Annotated in this window: 11 protein-coding genes; 7 read left to right on the top strand and 4 right to left on the bottom strand. The window is 60.0% G+C overall.

Translation table 11 applies throughout. From position 1 onward, the window contains the following. The first annotated feature begins 82 nt into the window (after nucleotides 1-82). From Thiofri_RS07660 to Thiofri_RS07645, 4 genes are all read left to right on the top strand, one after another. Nucleotides 83-1,225, top strand: coding sequence for a sensor histidine kinase (locus Thiofri_RS07660; RefSeq protein WP_009151111.1), 1,143 nt, complete (start codon nucleotides 83-85; stop codon nucleotides 1,223-1,225). After that, nucleotides 1,222-1,956 carry a LytR/AlgR family response regulator transcription factor gene (locus Thiofri_RS07655; protein ID WP_009151110.1) on the top strand — a complete coding sequence of 245 codons (735 nt, stop codon included), beginning with the start codon at nucleotides 1,222-1,224 and terminating at the stop codon, nucleotides 1,954-1,956. The genes Thiofri_RS07660 and Thiofri_RS07655 overlap by 4 nt, the downstream gene beginning before the upstream one ends. Before the next feature lie 92 nt (nucleotides 1,957-2,048). Further along, entirely contained in the window at nucleotides 2,049-2,975 is a 927-nt protein-coding gene (gene hemC / locus Thiofri_RS07650) for a hydroxymethylbilane synthase (protein ID WP_009151109.1), read from the top strand. Continuing rightward, nucleotides 2,972-3,802, top strand: coding sequence for a uroporphyrinogen-III synthase (locus tag Thiofri_RS07645; protein WP_009151108.1), 831 nt, complete (start codon nucleotides 2,972-2,974; stop codon nucleotides 3,800-3,802). Before hemC ends, Thiofri_RS07645 begins: the two co-directional genes overlap by 4 nt. Nucleotides 3,803-3,984: 182 nt before the next feature. Here the strand turns inward: Thiofri_RS07645 and Thiofri_RS07640 are convergent, their stop codons facing one another. After that, complete coding sequence (locus Thiofri_RS07640) at nucleotides 3,985-4,638, bottom strand: cytochrome b/b6 domain-containing protein (protein WP_009151107.1); 654 nt, start codon at nucleotides 4,636-4,638, stop codon at nucleotides 3,985-3,987. Then, nucleotides 4,638-6,251: a tetrathionate reductase family octaheme c-type cytochrome gene (locus tag Thiofri_RS07635; RefSeq protein ID WP_223296830.1), complete on the bottom strand. Its 1,614-nt coding sequence runs from the start codon at nucleotides 6,249-6,251 to the stop codon at nucleotides 4,638-4,640. The genes Thiofri_RS07640 and Thiofri_RS07635 overlap by 1 nt, the downstream gene beginning before the upstream one ends. A gap of 476 nt (nucleotides 6,252-6,727) precedes the next feature. On the opposite strand from Thiofri_RS07635, the gene Thiofri_RS07630 reads away from it, so the two are divergent. Further along, entirely contained in the window at nucleotides 6,728-6,919 is a 192-nt protein-coding gene (locus Thiofri_RS07630; RefSeq protein WP_009151105.1) for a hypothetical protein, read from the top strand. Nucleotides 6,920-6,969: 50 nt separating this feature from the next. Beyond that, nucleotides 6,970-9,126 (top strand): LysM peptidoglycan-binding domain-containing protein, encoded by a 2,157-nt coding sequence (locus tag Thiofri_RS07625; protein WP_009151104.1) that lies wholly within the window; start codon nucleotides 6,970-6,972, stop codon nucleotides 9,124-9,126. A gap of 75 nt (nucleotides 9,127-9,201) precedes the next feature. On the opposite strand, the gene Thiofri_RS07620 is transcribed toward Thiofri_RS07625, so the two are convergent. Then, nucleotides 9,202-10,218 (bottom strand): dihydroorotate dehydrogenase-like protein, encoded by a 1,017-nt coding sequence (locus tag Thiofri_RS07620; RefSeq protein ID WP_009151103.1) that lies wholly within the window; start codon nucleotides 10,216-10,218, stop codon nucleotides 9,202-9,204. Between the two features lie 101 nt (nucleotides 10,219-10,319). Then, nucleotides 10,320-13,928: a pyruvate:ferredoxin (flavodoxin) oxidoreductase gene (gene nifJ, locus Thiofri_RS07615; protein ID WP_009151102.1), complete on the bottom strand. Its 3,609-nt coding sequence runs from the start codon at nucleotides 13,926-13,928 to the stop codon at nucleotides 10,320-10,322. 533 nt (nucleotides 13,929-14,461) lie between these two features. On the opposite strand from nifJ, the gene rimI reads away from it, so the two are divergent. Further along, the gene (rimI, locus tag Thiofri_RS07610) at nucleotides 14,462-14,953 is read left to right on the top strand and encodes a ribosomal protein S18-alanine N-acetyltransferase (protein ID WP_009151101.1); all 492 of its coding nucleotides are present in this window, start codon (nucleotides 14,462-14,464) and stop codon (nucleotides 14,951-14,953) included. The last annotated feature ends 373 nt before the right edge of the window (nucleotides 14,954-15,326 follow it).

Raw genomic sequence — 15,326 nt, 5'->3', positions numbered from 1 at the left:
GCGCGCGGCGACAGCAATGTCTGCGCACGCCAGAAGTGCAAAATTCGGTTGCGAAATAGGTGCCAGACGTCACCACAATAAGATGAAACGCCCATCCCAGACAGACCAGCCAACCACTGGCCAGGCGCCAGGTGCGCGCCATGAAGGAGCCGCAAGCGCCGCCGGCGATTCCAAACCCCCGGCACGGGCCAATCTGCTGCCCGATTTCTGTAGCCTGCCGATGGTGCTGGGTGTGGTGGTCTACGCCGAGCTGCTAGCGATTTTGATCACCCTAACTTCCCCGCAGCCGCTAGCGACATTCTGGACCAGAATGGGGCCGCTGTCAGTCTTTGTGCAGTTGATCGCGCTGCTAAGCGCGGCACTGATGTGCGCCGCCCGGCCAAGGCTGGGGCACATTGATGCCCGCCTTGGCGTCCTGGGCGCGCTGGTTATCATCATCGGCTCAAGCGCGGCCATCACTGTCGGCGCCACGCTGCTGATTCCGCCGGAAATGGCCCGACGGCTGTTTCCAAAGGATGGTCTTGCCGGACTGATGATCCGCGCACTTTGCATCAGCGCTATCGTCGGAGCGCTCTTCTTGCGCTACCTCTATTTACATCAGCAATGGCGTTTCCAAGTGGAGGCGGTTGCGAACGCACGCTTCAAGACCCTGCAGGCGAAGATTCGCCCGCATTTTTTGTTCAATAGCATGAATACCATCGCCAGCCTGACGCGGAGCAATCCCAAGCTTGCCGAGGAAACAGTGCTTGATCTTGCCGATCTGTTCCGTGCCTCCCTTGCGACCGAGGCCGATACCGCCACCTTGAGCGAAGAGTTCGAGCTAGCCCGGCGTTATCTCAATATCGAGCAGTTGCGTCTGGGTGAGCGCATGCGCGTCGATTGGGATATCCAACAAGCACCAGGCGAGGCGCTCCTGCCACCGCTGATTTTGCAACCTCTGGTTGAAAATGCCGTTTACCACGGAATTTCCCCATCCTTGCACCCGGGCTTTATCCGCATCGGCGCGAACTACCACCACGGACAAATTCATGTCACCATCGTCAATAGCCTGCCGCTGGCCGGGAACCACCCCACACAGCGACATCAAGGGCATCAGATGGCGATTGCCAATGTCACGCAGCGGCTGGAAGCCATGTTCCCTGGCACCGCCAGCCTGCGTCACGGCACCAGAGGCCAGGATTACCAGGTGAGACTCGCCTTTCCCCACCCATGGAGACGGGCATGAAGATACTTCTCGTCGATGATGAAGCACATGCACGCGAGCGCCTGCGGCGCCTGATTGCTGAGTTCAACGGCGACTACCAGATCGTCGCCGAAGCGGACAATGGCGCCGATGCTGTGCGTCGTTGCAGCGAGGCCAGCGCCGACCTGGTGCTGCTCGACATTCGCATGCCCGGAATGGATGGCTTGAGCGTTGCCGAGCATCTGGCGCAGCTCAGTCCACCACCCGCAGTGATTCTGATCACCGCCTATCCGGAATACGCGCTTGAGGCGTTTGAGCATCAGGTCGCCAATTATCTGGTCAAGCCAGTGCGTGCCGAGCGGCTGCGCGAAGCACTCGAGCGGCTGCATGTGGTCACCAGACCACAGCAACAAATGGCGGACGAGGATGCGCCGGCCTGGCCACGCCGCCACCTGAGCGCCCAATATCGCGGCGGTGTGCAAAGAGTCGCAATCGAGGACATCCTTTTTCTACAGGCCGAGCAGAAATACGTCACCGTTTATCATGGCGGCGGCAAAATGCTGCTCGATGAATCCCTAAAGACCCTGGAGGAGGAATTCCCCGAGCGCTTCCTGCGCATTCACCGCAGCATTCTGGTGTGTGCTCGGCGCTTGATCGGGCTTGAGAAAAGCCCTCAAGGCGGCATTCTCGCTGTCCTGGATGGAAGCGACCAGCGCCTGCCCGTCAGCCGCCGTCATCTTCCGAGTGTGCGCCGCTTTCTGCGCGCAAGCTGAAATCAGGATTATCGCTGCGGCCCCCCCCCGCAACTCGCTATACTTCACCCTCGCACTTTTATTCTGGCCCTTCTGCATCGGACCCCCTTGTCATGACCGAGACTCTGAAAATCGCTACCCGCAAATCCCCGCTTGCCATGTGGCAGGCCGAGCATGTCGCCACCGCCCTTGGACGCCTCTACCCGGAACTCAAGGTTGAAATCATCGGCATGACCACCCGTGGCGACAAGCTGCTTGATGCACCATTGGCCAAGGTCGGCGGCAAGGGATTATTCGTCAAGGAACTCGAGCAGGGCATGCTCGATGGCGATGCGGACATCGCGGTCCATTCAATGAAAGATGTCCCGGTCGGCTTCCCCGAGGGGCTACACCTTGCCGCCATTCTGGAGCGCGAAAACCCCCACGATGCCTTTGTTTCCAATAGCTTCGCGAGTATCGACGCCTTGCCCCAAGGGGCCTGCGTGGGCACTTCAAGCCTCAGGCGCGAATGTCAACTTGCGGCCCGGCGCCCAGATTTGCGCATCGAGCCGCTGCGCGGCAATGTCAACACCCGGCTGGCCAAACTCGACGACGGCGTTTATGACGCCATCATTCTCGCCGCTGCGGGTTTGATTCGCCTGGAATTTGGCGAGCGAATTCGTGCTGTCATGCCGCCGGAGGAAAGTCTACCCGCCATTGGCCAGGGAGCCATTGGCATCGAGTGCCGCAGCATGGATGAGCGCGTCAATGCCCTGATCGCCCCGCTGCATCACCAGAACACGGCCGAACGAGTACTGGCCGAGCGCGCGATGAACGAGCGACTCGATGGCGGCTGTCAGGTGCCCATCGCCGGCCATGCGATCCACCAAGACGGGCAGCTTTATCTGCGCGGTCTTGTCGGCACTCCTGATGGCCAGCGCATTCTGCGTGCCGAGGAACGCGCCGCCCCCGAGCAAGCCGAGGCGATGGGCCGTCGGGTGGCCGAGTTGCTACTCGACCAAGGCGCCGATGAAATCCTCAGTGCACTGGCCGAAGAATGACAAACCCGACCCGCAACCCGAAACCCAGCGGCAATCTGCCCGACGATATCCCCTGCGACCTGAAGGGCCAGACCATCCTAGTCACCCGGCCGGTCGAACAGGCGCCGCATCTGTGCGATCTCATCCAGCAGGCCAATGGCGAAGCGCTGCTCTTTCCGACCGTCAGCATTCGCCCGTCCACCCATGCTGAGAAGGCGAAAGCGCGGATGGCCGAGCCCTGGGATCTGCTGATTTTCATCAGCCGCAATGCGGTCAATTTCGCGCTAAAACTCCTGCCCGGCAGCCAACTCCCACCACCACCGCCCGCTGGCCCCATGATCGCCGCCGTTGGTGCTGCCACCGCCGCAGCGCTGGGCGATGCCGGGCGTCCGCCAGATTTGATCCCCAGTGCGCATTTTGACAGTGAGGGCTTGCTCGAGCTGCCCGAGCTGACGCATGTGCGCGGACGACGCATTTTGATCGTCCGCGGCGAAGGTGGCCGCCCAATGCTTGGCGACACCCTGGCCCAACGCGAGGCCGAGATTGTCTATGCGGAGGTCTATTGTCGTGGCCTGCCCGAGCAAGACGCCACCGAGCAGCTGCCGCGCTGGCATGAAACTCTCAATCTGCTCACCGCCACCAGTGACGAGGTGCTCAACAATCTGCATCGGCTGGTGCCCGAATCGGAACACCCCTGGCTGCGCAGCCTACCGCTGGCGGTTTACAGCAACCGCACCGCAGCCCGAGCCATGGAGCTTGGCTTTCGCACCGTGGCCGTGGCCTCAGAGTCGAGCGACCCGGCCCTGCTTGATGCCCTGTGCCGACTGGTGCAACGCGCGCCGCGCTGAAACTCGCACGGCTGCTATACCGAAACTTTTTGCGATTTCCGCTCGTTCTGGACCAGGTAACGGCCACGGGGCCGCCGTGAATACTTCCCTGTAGGCTTCCAGGCGGCGTCCTGGCGCCGAGACCCCCGTGGCCGTCACCCGAGCCAAAACCGAAAATCAGTTTGCGATTGGTATAAAGCTGACTAACGAATATCCTCCGGCTGATCCTTGCGCAGGTAGGCTTCTTCCTCGGGGCTCAGATCCACCTTATCAAAGCCGGTCACCATCGGCATGACGTGGTCGCGAAAGGAATGGCCCGTGGTCAGTATATAGACGTGAATAAACACAAAGGCCAGAATCAGGAAGGCCGCAGCCGTATGCACCTGAGCGATAGCACCTAGCCACAGAGGCGCGTCTGGCAGATTCCGCCAGGCGAAATAAAATAAATATAACAGCCCGGTGATCCAGATGGCCGGGAACAGCACGATCTTCAGCATCAGATAGGCCAGCGCCTGCAGCGGGTTGTGCTTACGCCAATAGGCTTTGCGGTAGGGATGACGCTCGCCCTTGAAAATGCCATAGGCGTAGAACCGTAGCACCCCCCACATTCCTTGCCAGGTTGGAATGAAATGGCGCCAACTGCGAGTGGTGAACAGCCAGAACACACTGAAAGCCCATAGCAGCAGCAGCGTCAGCGCCGCCCCCGTATGCAGAGTGACCGCTGTTCTAAAGCTCATCAGATTGTGAAAACCGTGCAGTCCAAAACCGGTGATCAGCAAAACCAGAATCAAAAGCATCTGCAACCAGTGCCAGAAGCGCTCGAACAGACTAAAGATTTTTACCCTAAAAATAGCCATTACTCCTGCTCTCCCTTGGGTGAAAAAATGCGGACCAGGCTATGAATGATAATGCCCGCGAGCGTGCCGCCGACCAGCAGGGTGCCAATGATATCCAGCCAGTGATTGTGATCACGCCCAGGCAGATAAATCCCTTCCACCGACGCCATACGGCTATTTTTTGGCTGATGACAATCGCGGCAGGCCAACGCGCTCTCCTTGGGCGCAACCATGTGAGTAATGGGCCACCATGACAGAGTCTCAATAAAGCCAAAATCGCCGGAGTAGTCCAGCCCGAAATCCGCCATGCCCTTGGCAATAGCCGCATTCATATCGTAATTGCCCCAATAGGCAGTTTCATCCTCGCCCCAAAGGTTGGTATACACCAGTGTCCCCCGGCCTTTGTCATAGGGCTGCCAGGTGTGCATGCGCTTGAAAGGCCAGATACGGGATTCTCGATCCTCGCGCGAGCCACTAAAGCCGTTTATCTCAATGAATTCGGCATTGGGATCAAATTCGGTGTCGATGGTGGTATAGCGCATCTGGCCGTCAAACCAGGCATATTCCGGAATCACGTTCTCATCGTAAGTAAAGTCGCCCTTGATCGACTTGTAGGTGTAGCGATGCTCACCATTACCCTGAATATAGCCTTCTTCATGATAGCCTTCGCCATCGCGGGTCTTACCGGAGGTGCGCCAGTCCCAATTGACGATCGTTGCCACCCCGCCGCGCGCAAATTCCGGAATATGGCAAGCCTGGCAGGCAACGCTCTGAATGTGGTCATTGAGCTTGAAATTCGCCAGTGAATTGACAGGATGCGGCGCCAGACCGTGACAGGACTCGCAAGTCGCCACATCAGGACGCATGCCTGGCTGCCCCGTGCCCTCTGTGTCCTTGGAAATCACATGGTAGCGGCTGCCCGCCCAGATGTGCCGGTTGGTGACATGACAGGCGGTGCAGGCAAAGTTCAGTCCATCGACACCCATGTGCACATCAAGCGTGCGCGGTGGCTCTTTCAGGGCGCTCGAGAGATCGCCATGCTTCACGTTATCGCCGCCACCGCCATAAAAATGACAGGTGCCGCAGTTTTCGCGCTGGGGTAGGTCGACGCTCTTTGCTGAAGCCGCCAGATCGATGGGCGGCCTGTCCGCAAACATGACCGAGCAAGCCGCGTTACCCGGACTGTTGGGCGTTTTGTAATAGTTGCCAGTGGTCTCGTGGCAGACCAGACAATCGATCTTGGTCTCGTCGCTAAAGTCAAAGCTCTCGTCCTTCCATCCATAGCCCGCGTGGCACTGGGCGCACATGCCCTCGTTGCCGCGCGAATTGGTGCAGAAGTTATTGACCAGATACCGCTTACCCAGTTGCTGGCCAGTGTCGGGATTCACATAAGACCAGGTCCAGTGGATGTTCTTCATGAAATGCTTGCCGGTCTCGGTATGGCAGCCAAGACAGGCTTTGGTCACATCCGATCCGGTCGCAAAAGGACCTTGAAGTTCCGGGAATTTGGCGTGATCCGCAGTGCCGCCCTGCAAAGGACCAGATAGTTGCGCGCGACGATCCGGGTTGATTGGCGGCGTGGGCCAGCCATCACGCGCCTGCACCTGCGGCACACTCAGGAAGGCTGCTAACATTGCTGTCATCAGCGCTAAGCAGGAAAACATCGTAATGTGACGCATGCAATCAACTCCCCAGGCCGCTTGGCATCGATATTGCTGGAACATTCCGGAGGGTTGCCAGCGTGCCGTTAGACAACAGCGTTTCCGGAACAGCGAGTCCACAGCCAAAACCATAGCATCGTCGAAGATCGCATGGATGTCAGTGACTTCGCGCAACCGAGACGCGAATGACCCACGCCAGACAACAACAAGAGTGAACTGCCGGGTAGTTGGCAAAATCTGATTCCTTGCCTGGCTAATTTGTTCAACATGATCAATACTTTCAGGTAGAATAATGCGCCAGCACGAAAGGGATTTCCAAGATCACACAGCAGTCAGCCCGATCTTAAACTTCGACCTTTTTCAAGGTTTTTACCTGCGGCTTTTAACCGGTTGTTTATTAACAACTAAATTATCACCCCATTCCTGGCTCCCCTAAGGCTTTCCCCACCATGATGATGTTGCGACCCAAATCCGCCATTGCCCCGCGTCGCCAGGGCCGCCGGATTGATCTGCTGAGCGCGGTCCTTGTCTTTGTGCTGATCGCGCTCCCGGTGTCGCTGCTCTACCAGATTTCGGTGCATTATCTCGGTGATAATCCAGCCGTCGCCGTGGTCGATATGCTGCGCACCGGCGAGCCCTAGAACAGAGATTGCTGCTCCCGGCTCTGGCGCACGAGAGCCGCCGCACGCTCATGCCTGCCAGCCCAACTCAGGACGATCACCCCGAACAGTCGCGCCACTGCGGCGCATGGTCACAAAAGAACCGCTACCGGCTGATCGGGCTGCGGGCACTCTGGCCTCGCCGCAACCGACTCGCTGCGGTCTTGCTGCTGACACTCGCACCCTGCTGGCAGACAACGCTGGCACTGCCAGCCGACCCCTTCCCTCGCCCGCCGGCGCTGCAACCGGCCATGCGTTTCTGGATGCGGATTTATTCAGAGTTCGACATTTCCAGCGGACTCATCCACGATAGCCGCGACCTGTCCATCTGTTACACGCCGCTGTACCTGAACCGGGGCGCCCCTTTGGCCTCGCAGAATCGGGTGATCGAGGAAACCATCAGCCATTACCGTGCCGCCATGCTGGCCCTGGCGGATGGCAAACGTGCCGACCTCAATGCCTTCGAGCAGCGCTCACTTGAGCCCTGGCGTCGCCGCGGCGGGACGCCCGAGGAATTACGCGCCGCAGCAGAGCGCATCCGCTTCCAGCGGGGTCAGGAAGATCGTTTTCGCGCCGGACTAAAGCGCGCACAACCCTGGGTGCACCAGGTTGAGGCAATCTTTCGCGCGCAGGAGCTACCCGTCGGTCTGGCCGCCATTCCCCATGTAGAGTCCTCCTACAACCCCAAAGCTATTTCCAAAGTCGGCGCCGCTGGTCTCTGGCAGTTCATGCCAACCACGGCACGGCGCTATATCCGCGTCGATGAAGAGGTTGACGAGCGCTATGACGTAATCAAGTCAACGCACGCGGCTGCCAACCTGCTACAACATAATTACTCTGTGCTCGAACACTGGCCACTGGCCATCACCGCCTACAACCATGGCCTCGCCGGCGTGCGCCGCGCCGTGCGCGCGACCGGCAGCGATGACATTGTCCGTATCATTGATGAATACCAGGGCAACCGTTTCGGCTTTGCATCGCGCAATTTCTATGTTGCTTTCATCGCCGCCCATGATCTGTCCGTGGCGCCGGATCGCTATTTCCGCCAGCTTGACCCGGACAGTGCGCTCAAAATCGCCGCACCGGCTTACCTGCCGGCACCAGAGCTTGCCGAGTTTCTCGACATCAGCCTGCACGACCTGCGCGCGGTCAACCCAGGGATGCATCATGATATCTGGAACGGCAAGCAACTCATTGCCCGCAACGACCTGCTGCGTCTGCCGCCTCCCATCCAAAAGCCCGTCGCCGAACGCAAACTCGCCGAGTTTGCCGCCCGCTACGGGTTCGATGGCCAACTGCCGCTGACCTATTACGATCTCAGCTATGGGGAATCCCTGTCGGGCATCGCCAGCCGTCTCGACACCAGCGTCAGCGAACTGGTGGCAATGAATGACCTCGATGATGCACATCAAGTGCAGACCGGCCAGCGACTGCGCATCCCGACACCAAATGTCCCGCGGCCGCTTGGCACCAGTGCGGCCTTCTTGCTGCCGGAACTGCTTTCGCTGCAAGAACCGGAGCAAGACACCTTGACCATTGCCGCCGCCGCGAGCCGGCGCGCCCCATCACCGGAGCAACCGCCGGAAAAGACCAAGCAGGAAACCAAGCAGGACACACCACAAATCATCGCCGACGCAGCCGATACCGGAACCGATGTCGAGCACTTCGACGCCGATCCAACAACGGCCGCACCCCTGGCCGAGACACAGCCTGATCTGGCCGCAGACCCGATTGACTACAGCGTCTCCACAGATGGCAGTATCGAAATTCAGGTGGCCGAGACACTGGGCCACTACGCCCAATGGTTAAAACTGGAGGCCAGTCAGATACGCGGCAAAAACGCGCTTGGCAAGGACAAATCGCTAATCATCGGCCAGCGGCTGCAACTGGATTTTAGCCATGTCTCGCCCGAGCAGTTCGAGCAGGAGCGCATCGCCTTCCATCGCAATCGCCAGCTCGATTACTTTGCCCAGTACCGCATCACCGGCGTGACCGAGCACCTGATCCGCCAAGGCCAGAGCCTGTGGGATATCGCGGTCGAGACCTACCATATCCCGCTCTGGCTGCTGCGCCAATATAATCCGGATATTGACACCAAAACGGTCCTGCCGCTGGATCAGCCGCTCTATGTTCCAATTGTCGAAACCCGGCTGCAGCCAGGAACCGCACTAACCGCCGCTGGGAGCTGATGAAACCCACCGCCCCCGCAGAGCGAGGAACAAACGCTTGTGAGCCCGTTCCTCGCCCCTGACCGTGCGAGCCGACTACACCATCACGCCAGGCGAGAAGCTGTAGCTATCCAGAATATTAACGTAGTTGGCACGCTCGAATTCCGCCGGGTTGGGGATGGCCAGCGCGCTCATGCGCCCGCGCATGTCGCTGACGGACTCGAAGCCATGCTCTTCCATCCAGTGCTCAAGGCCGGTCAGCATTTTGGGGATTTCGCCCGCGCCTTTTTTCAGCAGCACGCTGCACAGGTGCACCACGTCGGCACCGGCAAGCAGCAGCTTGATGACATCCTCGGGGGTATGGATGCCGCCGGTCGCGCCGATGGACAGGTTCTCGACCCGACCGTAAAGGATGGCGACCCAGCGCATGGCGAGCAGCGCCTCGGCGGAGGTGGACGGATGCAGGCTGGGCTGCAGGCGCAGGCTGTCGATGTTGATGTCGGGCTGGTAGAAGCGGTTGAACATGGCCACGCCATCGGCACCGGACGCGGCGAGTCGCTGCACCATGTTGCCGACCGAGCTGAAGGAAGACGACAGCTTCATGTTGACCGGGATTTTGATCTGGCCCTTGAGTTGCTTCAGTAGTTCGATATAGCGGTCTTCGACCTGCTGACCGTTTTGATTGATATCCGCGGCGATGTAATAAACATTCAGCTCGAGTGCATCGGCGCCGGCCTGCTCGAGCTGTTTGCCATGCTCGATCCAGCCGCCGGGGGTGACGCCATTGAGGCTGGCGATGACCGGAATATCCAGCGCCTCTTTGAGCTTGCGCAGGTTCTCCAGGTACTGATCCAGGCTGGTGCTGAACTCCTGCCAGTCGGGCAGAAAGCCATCATCGGCTTCGGCAAAGCCGGTGCTCTGGTTGATCAAAAAACGGTCCATGCCCTCGGACTCGGCGCGGATGGCTTCTTCAAACAGGGAGTACATGATCAGCGCCGAGGCGCCGCCGTCTTCCAGCTCTTTGGACATATCGACGCTTTTTGACAGCGGCGAGGCCGAGGGCACCAGCGGGTTTTTGAGGCTCATGCCCAGGTAGGGGGTGGTTAAATCCATGGGTGTTTCTCCGGGAAAAAATTAGGCGTTCTGAATCCTGAAACCGAGTGCCAGACGCGCAGCCAATCCGCGTCCGGCACCCGGTGAGCCGAGCCGGCCCCTTACGACTTCTGCTCAGCCGGCTTATCGACGGGCTTGGGCGCCTTCTGCACCGCCAGATGGGCCATCTGCTCATAGAGCGAGAAGCGCGTCTCGACATGCTTCTGCGCCAGGGCCAGGAAGCGCTCAGCGGCGTCCGGATGGGTGCGGTTGAGCACATTGAAGCGGTGTTCGCTGTAGATGTAATCCCGATACGGAACGCTCGGTGCCTTGCTGTCGATGTGCAGCGGATTCTCACCCTGGGCGGTCTTGCGCGGATCGTAGCGGAACAACGGCCAATGCCCGGAGTTGACCGCCATGTCCTGCTGGCGCAGATTGTTCGACAGGTCCGCACCGTGGGCGATACAGGGAGAGTAGCAAAGCAGCAGCGACGGCCCGTCGAAGGATTCGGCCTCAATGAAGGCGCGCAGGGTATGCACGTCCTTGGAACCGAAGGCCACCTGACCGACATAAACGTTCTCGTAGGCCATGGCCATCATCGCCAGGTCTTTCTTGAAAGTCGCCTTGCCGCCGGCGGAGAACTTGGCCACCGCGCCCATGGGCGTGGCCTTGGAGGTCTGACCGCCAGTGTTGGAGTAGACCTCGGTGTCGAGCACCAGCAGGTTGACGTTGCGCCCGGTGGAGAGCACATGGTCGAGGCCGCCATAGCCGATGTCATAGGCCCAGCCGTCGCCGCCGACGATCCACACACTGCGCTTGACCAACTGCTCGCAGGTGGATTCAAGCGAGTGCACGTCGATGCTGCCTTCCATCGCGGCGAGCTTTTTCTTGAGCGCATCGACCCGTTCGCGCTGCTCAAAAATGCCGGCCTCGGTGGTCTGATCCGCACTCAGCAGGCCATCGACCAGATCCTGACCGATCTTGTCCGCCAGCTTCACCAGCAGTTCGCGCGCCTGCTCGGCCTGCTTGTCGACGGCGAGGCGCAACCCGAGACCGAACTCGGCATTGTCCTCAAACAAAGAGTTGTTCCAGGTCGGGCCGCGGCCATTGGGGTCAGTCGTATAGGGCGTGGTCGGCAGATTGCCGCCGTAGATGCTTGAGCAGCCAGTGGCATTAGCGATCAGCATGCGATCACCAAAGAGCTGGGTGGCAAGTTTCACATAGGGCGTCTCGCCGCAGCCGACGCAGGCACCGGAGAACTCGAACAGCGGCTGCATCATCATGGCATGCTTGATCTTGCCCGAATCGAGCTTGGTGCGGTCGTACTCCGGCAGGGTCAAGAAGAACTCCCAATTGGGTTGTTCCCGATCATGGATTTCCTCCGCCGGCACCATGTTGAGCGCCTTGCGGTTCGGGTCCTTGCGGTCGCGAATCGGGCAGACCTCGACGCAGATTCCACAGCCTGTGCAGTCGTCGGGCGCGACCTGATAGGTGACGTGATAGCCCTCGGGGAAGTCCTTGCCCTTGATGGGCACGTGCTGGAAGCCCTCCGGTGCCTTGTCGGTCAGCCCCACCGGATACACCTTGGCGCGAATGGCCGCGTGCGGGCACACCATAGGGCACTTGCCGCACTGGGTGCAGAGGTCTTCTTCCCACTTGGGCAGTTGCAGGGCGATGTTGCGCTTCTCGTACTGGGTGGTCCCCGTCGGCCAGGTGCCATCGCAGGGCATCAGGCTGACCGGGAGTTGATTGCCCTTGCCGGCGATCAGCGTAGCCGTCACCCGCTGTACAAACTCCGGTGCCTGGGCGGGCACCACCGGCGGGCGCTCGAAGGCACTACTAGCCTGGCCGGGAATCTTGACTTCATGCAGCCCAGCGATACTGGCATCGATGGCGGCATAGTTGCGATCAAGCAGATGCTGGCCTTTCTTGCCATAGGTCTTCTCAACCGCTTTTTTGATCTGCGCGATCGCCTCATCGCGCGGCAGAATGCCGGAAATCGCAAAGAAGCAGGTCTGCATGATGGTGTTGATGCGCCGACCCATGTCGGTCTTGGCGGCAATGCCGTAGGCATCGACAACATAGAAGCTGATCTTCTTGTCGATCATCTGCTGCTGCATGTTCTTGGGCAGATCGTCCCACACCTTGTCCGCCGGGGTCTGGGAGTTGAGCAGGAAGGTCGCGCCCGGGGCGGCCTTCTCGAGCATGTCGAAGCGGGTGATGAAGGTCGGCTGATGGCAGGCGACGAAGCTCGCCTCATGCTCGCCGATCAGATAGGTGCTGTTGATCGGCTTGGGGCCGAAGCGCAGATGGGAGACCGTCATGGCACCGGCCTTTTTCGAGTCATACTCGAAATAGCCCTGGCCATAGTTCGGCGTTTCCTCGGAGATGATCTTAATGGAGTTCTTGTTGGCCGAGACGGTGCCGTCCGAGCCCAGACCATAGAAGACGCAGTTGGTCACGCCCTTGACCGCATCGGGCTGGAAGCTCGGGTCCCACTCCAGATTGGTCTGGCCCACATCGTCGATGATGCCGACGGTGAAACGGTTCTTCGGCTTGTCCTTTTTCAGCTCATCGAACACACCTTTGACCATGGCCGGGGTGAACTCCTTGGATGACAGGCCATAGCGACCGCCGACGATGTAAGGCATCTTGGCAATGCGCCCTTCGCCGACGCCCTCCGCCATGGCCGTGATCATGTCCTTATACATGGGCTCGCCATCGGCGCCCGGCTCCTTGGTGCGGTCGAGCACGGCGATCTTCTGCGCCGTGACGGGCATGACTTCAAGCAGTCGCGGCACGTCGAAGGGCCGATACAGCCGGACCTTGATCATGCCCACCTTCTCGCCTTGGGCGACCAGATGCTCGACCGCCTCCTGGGCGGCGCCAATGCCGGAGCCCATCAGCATCACCAGCCGCTCGGCATCGGGCGCGCCGACGTACTCAAACAGCTTGTACTGGCGTCCGGTCAGCTCGGCAAAGCGGTCCATGCACTTGACCACGATGCCGGGCAGCGCGTCGTAGTAAGGATTGACCGTCTCGCGGCCCTGGAAATAAACATCCGGATTCTGCGAGGTACCGCGAATGATGGGGTGGTCAGGATTCAGCGCCCGGCCACGGTGCGCCTTGACCAGCTCCTCGTCGATCATGGCGCGAATGGTCTCGACCGGCAGCTTGGAGATTTTTGTCACCTCATGCGAGGTGCGGAAGCCGTCGAAGAAGTGCATGAAGGGAATGCGCGACTCCAGCGTCGCCGCCTGGGCGATGAGCGCGAAGTCCATCACCTCCTGCACCGAGGACGAGCTCAGCATGGCATAGCCGGTGGCACGGCAGGCCATCACATCCGAGTGATCGCCAAAAATCGACAGCGCCTGGGCCGCAAGCGAGCGCGCCGAGACATGAAACACCGTCGGGGTGAGTTCCCCGGCGATCTTATACATGTTCGGGATCATCAGCAGCAGACCCTGGGAGGCGGTGAATGTGGTCGACAGCGACCCGCCCTGCAGCGCGCCATGAATGGCGCCGGCGGCACCGCCCTCGCTCTGCATCTCGACCACATCGGGGATGGTGCCCCAGAGGTTCTTGACGCCGAGCGAGGACCACTCGTCGGCCCACTCGCCCATGTTGGACGACGGCGTAATGGGGTAAATCGCAATGACCTCGTTGGTCATATGTGCGACATAGGCGGCGGCTTCATTGCCGTCGATGGTTACCGTTTGCTGTTGCGACATGATCAGTCCCGAATGCTGGGTTGACGGATGAGATGAATTGGTTCAGTGGCAGGCAACTCGCTCCCAATCGCCATGTTTCCAATCGCCAGATTGGCTGAAAAACATGCTTCAGCGCAAATCTGACCAAACACGGACACGCCCGACCGGAGCATACCGGCGAGCGCCGTCACCTTGTAGCTGCGGAAACTGATGATCCTCAGACTCGCTGAACGCTTTGATGCAGTGCCTACTGGGATGCCTACTGGGATAGTGGCTGCCTGGGATAGCGGCCTGCGCGGCGGCCCAGAATCGTGATCCCGGTCGCCTTGCGCCCCCATCCCAAGGTTGCCAATATAACGCGGATGGCACGGCTTTTGACCCCCTTTGAGCAAGCTTCTTCCGATAATCGCGCAAGCGCGTGACGCCGGTCAGTATTTGCCCCATCAACCCCTGTGCTGCGGAACTAGGCCCGAAACCCGCGCTGGAACGCGCACCGCAGCTGGCAAATCCCCCGAAATCACAACCACCGACCCCAAGCGACAGTCCTTCCCCCGATGCAGGCTACCGAGACCGCAACCAACGACATCCCAGACAGCCCCGGCCTGTATCTGCGCCGCATGACCCTGCACGACCTGACAGCCGTGCTCGCCGTCGAGCGTGCCGCCTATCACAGCCCCTGGAGCCAGGGCATCTTTCAGGACTCACTCAAGGCCGGCCATTACTGCATGGTGCTCGAACAGCCGGTCTCATGCGAGTTGATTGGCCATGGCGTCATCATGCTCGTGGTCGACGAATGCCATCTGCTCAATCTCTGCATCCACCCCAGCCACCAGCGCCAGGGACTCGGACGTCTCCTGCTCAGACGCCTGCTCGCGATCGCCAGACAGCGCCAAGCCGCCTCCGCCTTTCTCGAAGTGCGCGCATCCAACCGCGCCGCCCTCGCCCTCTACCAGGCCGAAGGCTTCAACGAGATCGGCCTGCGCCGCGGCTACTATCCGGCCGTCAAAGGCCGCGAAGATGCCATCGTCATGGGCTGCGCGCTCTGATGGCCTTATTTGGAATGGTCATTTCGGAATGGCCGTTTTGGCGTGCCAGCGACGAGCGTGGAGCATCACATCACACCAGAAACCCCAGCACGCAATGCCGCCGGGCTCGGTTTTCTTACAAATTGCAGATCAAAACTGCAAATTGTAAGAGCCTGCAATGCTTGATGATCTGCTTTGAAGCGGCGGCCACCGGTCAGCAGTTGATCGATCTCCTGCGCGAATCAGTTAAATCGAACCTGGAACCTTGTAATTTGTAAATAAATTGACCCGGACTGCTGGAACGCCATCGACCGGGGCGCACCGACCAATGGTGCTACCTCGATGCATGGCGAATGCTCCCGTCGCGCGCCGCGGGGCGACGCCATCTGCGGCA

Source organism: Thiorhodovibrio frisius (genome assembly GCF_033954835.1).
Lineage (GTDB): Bacteria > Pseudomonadota > Gammaproteobacteria > Chromatiales > Chromatiaceae > Thiorhodovibrio > Thiorhodovibrio frisius.
Note: the sequence above shows the minus strand (reverse complement) of the source record. Positions and strands in the feature narration are given on the sequence as shown.